The following is a 12,842-nucleotide window of genomic DNA, read 5'->3' as shown; positions in this document are numbered from 1 at the left end:
AGTTCCTTTGCCGCAAGTGCTTATTGTTTTTTTAGTTCGTCGGCGAGTTGCATGCTTTCTTTGGCTTCATCGGCCAGGTGAAAGCCGTCTTGCTGGTTGGTTAGTACTTTCCAGCCCACTTCTAGGAAGCGAATGACCAACAGTACAAAGCCAATAAACAACACACTCATGGTTTTCCACTTTTCTATGGGCAGATCTTCCATCTCAATGCCAATACGCGCTAGCTTGCTTAGGTAAACCCAAGAGCCATACATAAATAGACAGCAATAAAACAAACATAGGCTTAGCGCTATTAAGGTAAGCCACTTGCGTTGGTTGGGGGGAAGCACCTTTACAAAGGCATCTACGCCAATATGAGCGCCTTCTCGTACGCCCCAGCTCGCGCCTAGTAGTACTAACCATGCTGAGCAATACAAGGTGACTTCTTGTACCCAATGAATGCCGGCGTTGAATACAAAACGCATGATCACTTCTACAAATACCAGTAGCGTCATGGTCACCAACAATAATGCGATGAAGTTTTCTTCAAAGCGGCGGAACCAAGCAACAAACTTCATGTGATGTCCTTATCCAAGAGCGTAAGTCGATGAATGAGCGCAGAGCGAGGGGACTCTGCGCTTCTTCACTTACTGGTTAGCAGCGACTGCAGCATCAATAATGTTTTTGCCAATTTCACTTTCGAATTGCTGCCACACAGGTTTCATTGCTTCTACCCATTGCTGACGTTGCTCTGGGCTTAGAGAAATGATTTCTGAACGGTTTGAAGCCATGATGTTGGCCTTATCTTTCTCGGCTTTTTGCGCTGCTATTTGGTTACCGTGTGCAACTGCTTCGTCTAGAGCTGCCTTTAACTCACTGCGTATGTCGTCCGGTAGCTCATGCCAAAACTCGGCTGAAGTAACAATTAGGTAGTCCAATACACCGTGGTTTGACTCGGTAATGCTGGCTTGTACTTCAAAGAATTTTTTAGAATAAATGTTGGACCAGGTATTTTCTTGGCCATCAATGGCGCGGGTTTGTAGCAGAGTAAAAACCTCTGAAAAGGGCTTTTTAAGTGGCACAGCATCAACGGCTTCAAACTGAGCGGCTAATACATCGGAAGACATAATGCGGAACTTTTTGCCTTTTGCATCGGCAGGGGTATAAAGCGGCTCGTTAGCCGATAGCTGTTTCATGCCGTTGTGTAAGTAACCTAAACCTACTAAGCCTTTACTTTCAAGTGAAGACAACAACTCTTGTCCGGCACTACTGGCTTGGAAGCGCTCAACAGCCGCCATATCTTGGAATAGGAAAGGAAGGTCGAATACTTGTAGTTTTTTAGTGTATTTTTTGAATTTAGACAGCGAAGGTGAGATCAGCTCAACATCACCCAGTAGCAGGGCCTCTAGCTCTTTCCCGTCTCCGTATAGCTGAGAGTTTGGATAAACTTTAACTTCTACTTTTCCGGGTAAGCGTTGGTCGACGAGTTCTTTAAATTTTAAAGCCATTTGGCCTTTAGGAGTATTTTCTGCAACAACATGTGAGAATTTCAGCTCGATGGGGGCGGCATTTACAGCGCTGGCAAATGCAATGCTTAAAGCGGTGAGCGTACTTGCTAATAGCTTCATTTTATTCTTCCTTGTGTAGGGTTGGTTGTTTACAACGCTACACCTTAGAGCAAGCAGTAAGCCAAGTTTTCAGTTGGGATCTAAGTGTTTGAATAAATGAGATTAGTTGTTTTTTTCTTAATCGGTGAATCTATCTACAGCTAAAGTTATGGGGGGATTCGCCCCCATCTAATAATGGAAAATGGGTCGGTTTCCCCCCATTACTCGGGTTCGACTTCTTTGTAGTCGCCCTTGTCTAATTGATACTTTTTCATCTTTTCGTAAAGGGTTTTACGGCCGATTTGTAGCTCTTCCTGCACGGTCTTTAAATGGCCTTTATGGCGCTGTAGTGCATCTTGCAGCAAGGTGCGTTCAAAACGATAAAGCTGTTCCATTAAACTCAGTGACTGCTGGTGGTTTTGACTCTCGCTAAATGCCGCATCTTCGCCCATCAATACCCAACGCTCAGCTAGGTTACGTAGCTCGCGAACATTGCCGGGCCAGTCATGGTTAACTAATTCGGCTAAACGTGACGGCGAGACTTCGGGGCTATTTAACTGATAGCGAGCAGCAGCTACCCGCAGAAAGTTTTCCAATAGTAATGGAATGTCTTCAGCACGTTCACGTAAAGCGGGTATGTGCACCTCAACAACGTTTAAGCGGTAATACAAATCGCTGCGAAACTCACCTTGCTCGCCCAGATCTTTTAAATCACTTTTGGTGGCGGCAATAACGCGAATATTAAGCGCAGTGGCTTGGTTGCTGCCTAATGGTTCTACGCTGCGCTCTTCCAGCACCCGTAGCAGCTTAATCTGCAGCGCCATTGGCATGCTCTCTATCTCGTCGAGAAATAAGGTGCCGTGATTGGCAAAGGCAATTTTGCCTATGCGCTTTTTTTGTGCTCCGGTAAATGCACCCGCTTCGTGGCCAAATAACTCGCTTTCAATCATTGTTTCTGGCACTGCACCACAGTTGATTGCCACAAAAGGCTGTTTGGCGCGCACGCTATGGTCATGTAAAAAGCGCGCAACCAGTTCTTTACCGGTGCCAGTTTCACCATGAATTAATACATCAGCAGGGGTATCTTTAATATGGCTAAGAATTTTGCGCATGCGGGTGATTGCGGGCGTAGAGCCAAGTATCCGTGGCCCTGGGCCACTTTGAGCGTCCAACTCCGCTTTTAACTCGCGGTTTTCTAAGGTGAGTCGGCGCTTTTCTATGGCTCTTTGCAGAACATCTAATAAGTGGCTGGTGGAAAAAGGTTTCTCTAAGAAATCATATGCACCATCGCGAATCGCCTTAATGGCCATAGATATATCACCATGGCCAGTAAGCAGAATAATCGGTAAATCGGTATCAATTTGATGGGCTTGTTGCATCATCTCTAAGCCGCTTAAACCTGGCATATTGATGTCGGAAATGATTACGCCTGGCCAGGTAGGTTTAATTTGCCGTAAAGCCTGTTCGGCATTTTCAAAGCGCAGACATTCGTAGTCTTCTAACTCTAAAGTTTGTCCCAGAGAGCGCAAAATATCGGGATCGTCATCAATGATTATTACCGGTGTATACACAGTTACCTCTAGTGTTAACTATTAGCAGGTGGGGTGTGAGTGCGTAAACGAATAACAAACTCAGGGCCAATATCCGCTAAGTTACTCACGCTCAGTTCGCCTTCAAAAGACTCGATTAAACGTTTAGATATTGCCATGCCTAAACCCAAGCCTTGTTTTTTGGTAGTGAAAAAGGGTTCAAATATGCGTTGCTGTTGTTCCTCACTTAACATTGGTCCGTTATCCCAAATAGCAATGCACTGCCAGTTGTCTTGCTGATATTGTCTAATGCCTAGTCGGGGAGATTGAATGCCTTCTAGGGCGTCAATGGCATTGTTAACAAGGTTTATTAATACTTGCTCTAGTTGAATGGCGTCGGCTTTTACCCATTGCTCATCTTGGCCGCTAAATTCAATTTTAATGTTATTGGCGACAATTCGGTTGGCGAGAATAGATAGGGCAGCGTTAATCGAAACTGCGCTAGATACCGCACTGGTTTGTCCGCTGGACTTCCTCGAGAAAATCTTAAATTTAGCAATCATTTTACTCATCATAGAGGTGAGTTTAATGATGTCTTGTAGGTTGTGAGTCACTTGTTCATGTTGCTGTTTTTGTTGGAAGCGCAGGGCGTTTTCGGCATAGCTTTGCATGGCCGTTAACGGTTGGTTTAGTTCGTGATTTATCCCCGCAGAGAGCTCCCCTAGGGTGGCAAGTTTAGCGGCTTGCACCAGTTCATCTTCAGTTTTTTTAAGGGTATTGGCGGTACGGCGATAGTCATCAATGGCTTGCTGTAATTGTTGATTGCTTTGAGTAAGCTCGGCGGTGCGTTGCGTAACTCTTTCTTCTAATTGATGGTTGGCCTGGGCTTGCATTGCACGGCTTAGTTGTAGCTGTCGCCAATATAAATAAAGCAATACCAAGCCAAGATAAAATAGCGAACTTAAAAATAGCGCCTCAGCTATATCGCCTATATAACCACTGTCTTTAGATAAAGCATATAAACGCCAACCGGCGGTGGGCAATACTCGGTTGGTGCTAATGTAGTCTACTCGTTGGCCGCCGTAATTGGGCAAGTTAATACTGTTTGGGCGTAAGTCTTGCGCCATATTTTTTAGCTGGTGTTCGCCATATTGGCGAGAGTTGATTAGCTGCTGACGCAACGATTCTGGCAAGGCTTTAATGCTGCGGTAAAGCCAGTGAGCTTGCGAGGCGTAAAAAACCACACCGTGTTTGTCGGTGAGTAGGTACTCAAAGTTAGGGTCTCGCCAGCTCTTATCAATAATGTTTAGCGCGACTTTTACCACTATTACCCCAACTACCCGTTGTTGTATTTTTACTGGCGCAGAAAAGTAATAGCCGCGAATGCCTGAGCGAGAGCCCAAGGCAAAGTATTGCCCGTATTTACCTAAGATAGCGGTTTGGAAATAGGGACGGTAGCTATAGTTACTACCCACAAACGAGCGTGCACTTTGCCAATTACTCGAGGCCAAGGTGGTGCCGCTAGGGTCGAGTAAGTAGGTAACATCACTACCTTGTAGATCGTTTACATGTTGCAGGTAGAGGTTAAGAGCGTGACGACGCTGGCTGGTAACATTAAGACTAAGTGGCTCGGACAGTTGCTGCTGAATCGCCAGCACCTTAGGGAAGTTGCGAAATCTATCCAGCTCATGCTGAATACTGCGTTGTAAACGTTGGCTTTCTTCAAGTAGTTGGCTTTGCTGTTGCTGCTTAGCTTGGTATTGCTCAGTGACACCCGCCAGCAATGACAGTAGCAACCAAGCTAGCACTAGCAGCAGCTTTTGCCTTAAGGGAATATTGTTTTTTGAACGCTGTTCCATCGCGAACCAATTAACCAAGGGAATAAAATAAGCTTATATAACAATTGCCGATATTGCTGGTTGTTCAGTCACATAGTGCAAATTGTGAACGGATTGCTCGCTGCTAAGTGACTATATATTACCTACGGTTATAAAAAATCCCGTTTTATTCTTTATTGTCTTAGGTCGTGCTTGGGTAGACTAGCTGCAATTGTGAATCTAGGGTGCGATAAAATGCTGTTAAAGGAACTTTCGTCATTGGCTAGTCCATTGTCTGAGCAACAGGTTAGCCTGCTGCAACAGGCTACGGCTGAGCTGTCGGTAACTCAACTCGCCTGGGTAAGTGGTTACCTGGCGGGCGTAGGACAAAACGCCGGTCAATTGGCACCGCTTGCGCAAGCACAACCTGCAGGCAAACTAACTATTCTTTATGCTTCTCAAACGGGCAATGCCAAAGGTGTTGCGGAAGAGTTGCATGCTGCTGCTCAAGCTCAAGACATTAATGCCGAAGTTGTTAATGTGGCTGATTACAAAGCAAAAAGCCTGAAGAATGAAACCCATTTGTTGATTGTTGCCAGTACTAATGGTGAAGGCGAGCCACCTGATGATGCTATTGAGTTCCACGAGTTTTTAGCCTCTAAAAAAGCACCTAAACTGGATAACTTGAAATACAGTGTATTGGCTTTAGGCGATTCAAGTTATGAGTTTTTCTGCCAAACCGGTAAAGATCTTGATGAGCGTTTAGCGGCTTTAGGCGCAGAGCGTGTATGTGAGCGTGTTGATTGTGATGTTGATTACGACAAAGACGCTGCAAGCTGGACTGAGCAAGCATTAGCCGAAGTTAAGCAAACCTTAAGCGCAGAAGCGACTGGCTCGGTGGTTAGCTTGCCGGTAAACGCTCCAGCAGCTAGTCAATATAACAAAAAGAACCCTTATGCTGCTGAGCTGAGCTTAAGCCAGAAGATCACTGGTCGTGATTCAGCGAAAGATGTTCGCCATGTTGAAATTGACTTAGCTGATTCAGGCATTCAATACCAAGCCGGTGATGCCCTAGGCGTATGGTTTGAAAATGACCGCGAGTTAGTGGCTAAAATTATCGCGCGTTTAGGTTTTAAAGAAGACCAAACCGTTAGTATTGACGACCAAGAATTTAGCTTAGCCGACGCACTAACTGAAAAGTTAGAAATTACTCAAACTAGTGGCGCGTTTGTTGAAGCTTGGGCTAATTGGTCTGCCAGCAAAAAACTGCAAACTGTGGTTGCCGATAAAGACAAACTGCGAGAGTACGCCGCTAATCATCAAGTGATTGATGTATTGCTAGAGAAAAAAGCCAAAGTGGCTGCACAAGATTTTGTTGATGCTTTGCGTAAAATTACTCCGCGACTTTACTCTATTGCTTCTGCTCAAGCAGAAGTAGAAGAAGAGGTTCATTTAACGGTTGGTGTAGTGAGCTACCAACAGGGTGATGAACAGCGTTTGGGTGGTGCTTCTGGTTTCTTAGGCGCACGTGCTGAAGAAGGCGCTCAAGTTAAAGTATTTGTTGAGCATAACGACAACTTCCGCTTGCCAAGCAACCCTGATACGCCAGTAATTATGGTTGGTCCAGGTACGGGCATCGCGCCATTCCGCGCATTTATGCAACAGCGTGATGCCGGCGATGCTGAAGGTAAAAACTGGTTGTTCTTTGGTGATCAAACCTTTACTCAAGACTTCTTATATCAAACCGAATGGCAAGGCTACTTGAAATCAGGCTTGTTAAGTAAGTTAGACGTAGCATTCTCGCGTGATCAAGCGGAGAAAATCTATGTGCAAGATCGCCTAAGAGAAAATGCTGAAGAAGTTTTTCAATGGTTAGAAGAAGGTGCCCACCTATACATTTGTGGTGATGCTAACCGCATGGCGAAAGATGTTCACCAAGCCCTTATCGATATTATTGCTGAGCAAGGCAAACAAAGCCCTGAGCAAGCAGAAGAGTATTTAAAACAGTTACGCAGCGCTAAGCGTTACCAGAAGGATGTTTACTAATGAGTTCGGATCTAATTGTTGAAGGCAAGTTGTCAGATAATGAGCGCCTAAAGCGAGAGAGTAACTTCCTGCGTGGCACTATTGAAGCTGACCTAAGTGATCGTATCACTGGTGGGTTTACAGCAGATAACTTCCAGTTAATTCGTTTCCACGGTATGTACCAGCAAGATGATCGTGATATTCGTGCCGAGCGAACCAAGCAAAAGCTAGAGCCGCTGCACAATGTAATGTTACGTGCGCGTATGCCTGGCGGGATTATTCAGCCTAAGCAGTGGTTGGCCATTGATAAGTTTGCTACCGAGCACACTATGTATGGCAGTATTCGTTTAACCACACGTCAAACTTTTCAGTTTCACGGCGTATTAAAGCCAAACATTAAATTAATGCACCAAACACTTAACAGTATTGGCATTGATTCAATTGCAACCGCCGGTGATGTTAACCGAAACGTATTATGTACCAGCAATCCGGTTGAATCTGAACTGCACCAAGAAGCTTACGAGTGGGCGACTAAAATCAGTGAACACCTATTACCTAAAACTCGCGCTTACGCCGAGATTTGGCTAGATGGTGAAAAGGTTGAAGGTGGCGAAGAGGAGCCTATTTTAGGTTCTAATTACTTACCGCGTAAATTTAAAACCACGGTAGTGATCCCACCTCATAATGACATAGACGTGCACGCTAACGACCTTAACTTTGTTGCGATTGCTGATAACGGTAAGTTAGTAGGTTTTAACGTATTGGTAGGCGGTGGCCTTGCGATGACTCACGGTGATAAGTCTACTTACCCGCGTCGCGCCGATGACTTTGGTTTTGTTCCTCTTGATAAAACCTTAGATGTGGCTGCGGCAGTAGTAACTACGCAGCGCGACTGGGGTAACCGAGTTAATCGCAAAAATGCTAAAACCAAATACACGCTTGACCGAGTGGGTAGCGATACCTTTAAGCAAGAGGTTGAAAAGCGCGCTGGCATTAACTTCGAAGCAAGTCGCCCCTATGAGTTTACCTCTCGCGGTGACCGTATTGGCTGGGTAGAAGGCATTGACGGTAAGTACCACTTAACGGTATTTATTGAAAACGGCCGCTTGTTAGATTACCCAGAAAAGGCCTTGAAAACCGGCGTTGCCAAAATTGCTGAAATTCACAAAGGTGATTTCCGCATGACCGCTAACCAAAACTTAGTTATTGCGGGTGTAGCAGCTAAAGACAAAGCCAAAATAGAAAAGCTTGCACGTGAACATGGCTTAATTGATGATAGTCACAGTTCGCAGCGTCTAAATTCTATGGCTTGTGTTGCGTTCCCAACGTGTCCACTAGCCATGGCTGAAGCCGAGCGTTACTTGCCAGGTTTAGTTGACGATGTAGAGCAATTGCTGGCTAAGCACGCAATGAACGATGAGCACATTATTTTACGAGTAACTGGCTGTCCTAACGGTTGTGGCCGCGCCATGCTTGCCGAAGCAGGCTTGGTGGGCAAAGGACCTGGTAAGTACAACTTATATCTAGGTGGTAACCAAAGCGGAACACGTATTCCAAAACTCTATTTAGAGGGCATTGGTGAGCAAGAAATCTTGTCTGAATTAGACGGTTTAATTGCTCGCTGGGCTAAAGAGCGTGAGCAAGATGAAGCTTTTGGTGACTTTGTAATTCGTGCTGGAATTGTCGCTGAAGTAAAAGTAAGCGTTAGGGATTTTCATGACTAACTTAGATTTGGAGCAACTGGCTGCACTCCCTGTTGAGGCCCGTGTTGCTGAGTTATCTGAAGTAAATAAAGAACTTGAAGGAATGAGTGCACAACAACGTGCGGCTTGGGCCCTAGAGAACTTGCCCCAGCAAGTAGTATTAACCTCTAGCTTTGGCATTCAAGCTGCGGTTAGTTTGCACCTGTTGACGCAAATTAAGCCTGATATTCCGGTGATACTTACCGATACAGGCTACTTGTTTCCTGAAACATACCGCTTTATTGATGAGCTAACTGAACGCTTAAACCTTAACTTACAGGTATATAAGTCGAAGCAGTCTAACGCTTGGCAAGAGGCGCGTTTTGGTAAGCTTTGGGAGCAAGGTGTTGAAGGTTTAAAGCAATACAACACCTTGAATAAAGTTGAGCCTATGCAGCGCGCTTTTAAAGAGCTAGAAGTTAAGAGCTGGTTCTCTGGTTTACGTCGCAGTCAGTCGTCTTCTCGTTCAGACTTACCTGTGCTGCAAATTCAAAATGGTGCCTTCAAGATATTACCCATTATCGATTGGAGTAATAAAGATGTGCACTATTACTTAAAAGATCACAACTTGCCTTATCACCCTTTGTGGGAACAAGGCTATGTGTCGGTTGGGGATGTGCAAACCTCACAACCCTTGCAAGCTGGGATGAGTGAAGAAGATACTCGCTTCTTCGGCTTGAAGCGAGAATGTGGCTTACACGAAGAAGTAGCTGGCAGCGGTATTTAGATTTGTCAGAGTTAAACCAAAACGCGGCCTTAGCCGCGTTTTTTGTTTTTAAAACTTAGTGAAGCTCAAAATAGTTATGTAATAGTTGTTCTAAATGCTCTTGATAAGAAGCAATAGGCTGAGTAGTAATCAGTTTAGCCAGCTCATCACCAATGGGAGTAAAGCGATGGTAAAGCAGCCTAGCGCCTTTATAGCGAGGTTTTAAAGCATAGTGTGCTTGCCCATGTATCAATGGTGTGTCGTGATGTGATGAAGGGCGGATCTCGAGTTCCTTATCGAAAATTAACCCTAAGTCAGTTAACTGCAAAACATGGTGATAAGGCATGCGATGCTGTCCTAAGCTAATTTTGTCTAATTTGGCTCTTACCAAACCTAAATTACTAGCTGGCCTTGCAACGCCGGTTAAGATCTTGTTGTTAGTTTCTCCACCTACACTAGAGCTTAATTCACAGGCGGTTTGAAACCACATTGCTTCACGTTGCGTCATTAGTTTTAAGGTGCGCAGCGCTTTAACCGAAAAGCTACCAGGAGTAGCAAGCTCTTGGCTTAGAATATCGGCCCACAACATTTGCATTGATTTAACTTGGGTATTGCTAGCTAAGTGCAAAAACTCGGTCAACCAATCAGCGTCAGGTTCACTGCCTACGTCTTGTTCACTGGTTTTTTGTGCGGCAAAGTAGAAAATACTTTCTAGGTTTTTTTGTTGCGTAGCTAGTTCAACGGTAGTCCTAACCTTAGCGCGTTGTGACCAGGTAGAAGCAGCCTTTTCCTTATGTAATAGGGCATCTAAACCGCGCTGCTTAGCTATTTTGGCTAATTGCAGTTTACTGTTCTCAACTTGGCTGTTTTTGTTCTCGATGATCGGCTTATCTGACATGAATTACTCCTCGCTGCCTCATTTTTACTGAGGATTCACCGATAAAGCAAGTTTGCAATCATTGTTAAAAGTGTTAAATTTAGGTTAACTGGTGATAAGGGGGTGGTTGTGTTAAAAAACCTTACCGTATGGACTAAACGACATAAAGTTCTAACTGTTTTAATGAGTGCTTACGTTGTTAGCTTGTTGGTGTTAATGACAATGTTTGAATAGGCGTAATTAAGTTTACGCCTATCAACTTTTCACTGTTGTTTGAGTTAGATATTTGCTTCAATCAAACCAATCACCTGATCGATTTCTTGTTGATTTAACTCTCCATCCTTAGCAAATAAAACGGTGCCGCTGGCATCAAGTAGAATAATGGCCGAAGACTTTGCTTTTAGCTGCCATAGCTCAAACAACTCTCCTTTTTTATCTAGTACGAAGCTCGCTTTTGGAAAGGCTTTTTTGTTTTTCTTTAGTTTCCCTTTTACAAAACCAGAAGTGCCAAAGATGGCGTCATCTAGATTTACTATGGTTACTGTTTGGTAAACATCATCGCCAAATTTGGCTTGCTTTACTGCTTCGATCATTGGTGCATTGAGTTCTTTAGCACTCGTTCGCCCGGCCATCGCTTGAATAAGCATCACCTTGCCGTTAAGTTGTTGGGTGCTCCAAGCGCTATAGCTGATATCGTCGCCAGCAAGCTGTAGTTCCCCTGCGTTATCGATATCAATGCTAGGTAGGTTGCCGCCAGTATTTACGTTAAGTGCCATCGCCCATGCTGGTAGTAGGCTTAAAAGTAGTAATAGATGCTTCACGTGGTAATCCTTTATGCTTGGCTGAGTTAATCAGGTCAGACCTGTGTGAAACATTTATAACAAAAAATCAACAAATCTTAATAGAGGGCATCGCTAATCAATTGTACTTCTGCGAGCAACATCTCTTTTATGAGCTCTGACGAACCTGAAACAAGGGTATGAGCACTATCTCCAATGATTATTGTAGGTCCTTCGATACCGCTGCTGGCATCAATGGTTAACCAAGCGGGTGAAGCACTTCCAACGCTGTCTGCCGGATATACCATATACAAAGGATAGTTGGGTGCCAGTTCACTTAATACTAGCGCGAGCAATAAGGCGCGCTCATCGCTATCGGCTCGGTTGTCTTTTAATACATCTACCGGAGAAGTAAAGCTGTAATTGTTCTCCTGTTTGCTGGGTATAGTAAGTAACCAAGCTTGAGCTTCTGCAAGTGATCTATTCAAATCTCCCTGCTGGGTGAAGTGCTCAATAATTGGATTTACGCGGTCGCGATTTTGATAAAACAGCTGTGAGTAATTAGGGCGAACACAGGGGTACTGCGCCCCTTGTGGGTGTAAGCATGGCAGCAGCCCTAGGTGACGAAATGCATCGTGAGTATATTGTTCATAGGCATCCCACAGCATTTTTGAAGAGGGGCTGTCACTGTCACTACGCAGTGCTTGAAGGATGTCATCTAAACGGGTTTCGGGGTCATCGACATACTGGTTAATCATTGCAACAGCATGTTCTAAGCGTGGGCTTAAATAAGCGCTAATTGCCTGCGATGGGTAAGTTAGGCTGTAACTTAACCGAAAGGTTTCTACTTCAGACTGATGAATTAAATCTTCAGAAAATTGAAGTTTTAGCTGCTGATATTGACCTTGTGTATCAGACCATTGCCATTCGCCATAGAATGTATTGTCACCAAGTTGTTCATTGGCAGCAATGCTAAGAGACTGATTACTAAAAAGTAAGCTGCTTAAACAAAGCAAGCCCAGTGCAGCAGTTCGACTCATAATCGCCTCTCAGTGCTAATTAGCTATACCTTAAGTAAATAGCACTGATTGGCGAGTTTGCTAAATTTTGTTAATTATTTGTTACTTTGGGCAGGCGCCTTTTTGATAAGTATTTATCTCAGGATCGCCACAGGCAGAACAGGCATTACCGTACTCTTTCAACTCACCACCCACTTCGCCACATACTGGGTCATATTCCATAGTACAAATCTGTGGACGAGGTTCTTCACAGCTACCATCAACCTTGAGCATTGACTCTGGAGTTTGGCTACAGGCCATTAAAATAAGAGTAAAAAATGCGATAACAACGTGCTTAATCATGAGCAATCACCTAAACTTTTAAAGGCTTTAGATTGTAGATGATAAACTTATGATGCGTCGACTGAAATACGCTTTTATTACTATGTTTCTGCTGGCTTTTTCTGCCACTGCTGGCCCTATTATTGTGCAAAAAAGCTCAGACCCAAACAAGGTTGATGCCTTTGAGCTACAAAAAGAGCTGCTAGAGCAACATTTATGGCAGGAGCAGCTGCGCAATCAAGCTCAACTGCAGTGGTTAAGAGAGCTTCCCATTGGTTGTGTTTTTAACGCAACTGGCGACTATCAATGTGGTTTAAATTGGTATCGACCATACCGCTACCAGCAACAGCAGTTATATATTCAAATTCCTGATCCAGAAACAACCCGCAGAAATACACATTAGCTTCAATAATTTGTGGCGTTAAGTGCTATTCTAGGCGC

12 protein-coding genes are annotated in these 12,842 nt (G+C 44.3%); 4 read left to right on the top strand and 8 right to left on the bottom strand.

The window, feature by feature from the left end:
* Positions 1-20 precede the first annotated feature (20 nt).
* The 4 genes from K5620_RS18325 to K5620_RS18310 form a co-directional block, all read right to left on the bottom strand.
* Entirely contained in the window at positions 21-557 is a 537-nt protein-coding gene (locus tag K5620_RS18325) for a TRAP transporter small permease (RefSeq protein WP_016403560.1), read from the bottom strand.
* A gap of 69 nt (positions 558-626) precedes the next feature.
* Positions 627-1,607 carry a TRAP transporter substrate-binding protein gene (locus K5620_RS18320; RefSeq protein WP_016403561.1) on the bottom strand — a complete coding sequence of 327 codons (981 nt, stop codon included), beginning with the start codon at positions 1,605-1,607 and terminating at the stop codon, positions 627-629.
* Positions 1,608-1,807: 200 nt separating this feature from the next.
* Entirely contained in the window at positions 1,808-3,157 is a 1,350-nt protein-coding gene (locus K5620_RS18315) for a sigma-54-dependent transcriptional regulator (protein WP_016403562.1), read from the bottom strand.
* A 14-nt stretch (positions 3,158-3,171) separates the two neighbouring features.
* Entirely contained in the window at positions 3,172-4,974 is a 1,803-nt protein-coding gene (locus K5620_RS18310; RefSeq protein WP_221077410.1) for an ATP-binding protein, read from the bottom strand.
* A gap of 213 nt (positions 4,975-5,187) precedes the next feature.
* Here K5620_RS18310 and K5620_RS18305 point away from each other — a divergent pair, with 213 nt between their 5' ends.
* Genes K5620_RS18305 through K5620_RS18295 form a run of 3 tightly spaced genes read left to right on the top strand, consistent with a single transcriptional unit; the run spans position 5,188 to position 9,426 of the window.
* Complete coding sequence (locus K5620_RS18305) at positions 5,188-6,978, top strand: assimilatory sulfite reductase (NADPH) flavoprotein subunit (protein ID WP_040307604.1); 1,791 nt, start codon at positions 5,188-5,190, stop codon at positions 6,976-6,978.
* A complete protein-coding gene (gene cysI / locus K5620_RS18300) occupies positions 6,978-8,681 on the top strand; it encodes an assimilatory sulfite reductase (NADPH) hemoprotein subunit (protein WP_016403565.1) in 1,704 nt (567 codons plus the stop codon). The genes K5620_RS18305 and cysI overlap by 1 nt, the downstream gene beginning before the upstream one ends.
* On the top strand, positions 8,674-9,426 hold the full coding sequence (locus tag K5620_RS18295; RefSeq protein WP_016403566.1) for a phosphoadenylyl-sulfate reductase: 753 nt from the start codon (positions 8,674-8,676) through the stop codon (positions 9,424-9,426). Before cysI ends, K5620_RS18295 begins: the two co-directional genes overlap by 8 nt.
* A gap of 55 nt (positions 9,427-9,481) precedes the next feature.
* Here the strand turns inward: K5620_RS18295 and K5620_RS18290 are convergent, their stop codons facing one another.
* The 4 genes from K5620_RS18290 to K5620_RS18275 all read right to left on the bottom strand — a co-directional run bounded on the left by K5620_RS18290 (position 9,482) and on the right by K5620_RS18275 (position 12,422).
* Positions 9,482-10,303 (bottom strand): TIGR03899 family protein, encoded by an 822-nt coding sequence (locus tag K5620_RS18290; protein ID WP_016403567.1) that lies wholly within the window; start codon positions 10,301-10,303, stop codon positions 9,482-9,484.
* Between the two features lie 257 nt (positions 10,304-10,560).
* The gene (locus tag K5620_RS18285; RefSeq protein WP_016403568.1) at positions 10,561-11,103 is read right to left on the bottom strand and encodes a YtfJ family protein; all 543 of its coding nucleotides are present in this window, start codon (positions 11,101-11,103) and stop codon (positions 10,561-10,563) included.
* A gap of 77 nt (positions 11,104-11,180) precedes the next feature.
* Positions 11,181-12,101 carry a hypothetical protein gene (locus K5620_RS18280; protein WP_016403569.1) on the bottom strand — a complete coding sequence of 307 codons (921 nt, stop codon included), beginning with the start codon at positions 12,099-12,101 and terminating at the stop codon, positions 11,181-11,183.
* An 81-nt stretch (positions 12,102-12,182) separates the two neighbouring features.
* Positions 12,183-12,422, bottom strand: a complete 240-nt coding sequence (locus K5620_RS18275) for a Kazal-type serine protease inhibitor family protein (RefSeq protein ID WP_016403570.1) — start codon at positions 12,420-12,422, stop codon at positions 12,183-12,185.
* Positions 12,423-12,471: 49 nt separating this feature from the next.
* Between K5620_RS18275 and K5620_RS18270 the strand changes: the two genes are divergently transcribed.
* Positions 12,472-12,804, top strand: a complete 333-nt coding sequence (locus K5620_RS18270) for a hypothetical protein (protein ID WP_051147667.1) — start codon at positions 12,472-12,474, stop codon at positions 12,802-12,804.
* Positions 12,805-12,842 lie beyond the last annotated feature (38 nt).

This window comes from Agarivorans albus (assembly GCF_019670105.1).
Taxonomy (GTDB): domain Bacteria; phylum Pseudomonadota; class Gammaproteobacteria; order Enterobacterales; family Celerinatantimonadaceae; genus Agarivorans; species Agarivorans albus.
Note: the sequence above shows the minus strand (reverse complement) of the source record. Positions and strands in the feature narration are given on the sequence as shown.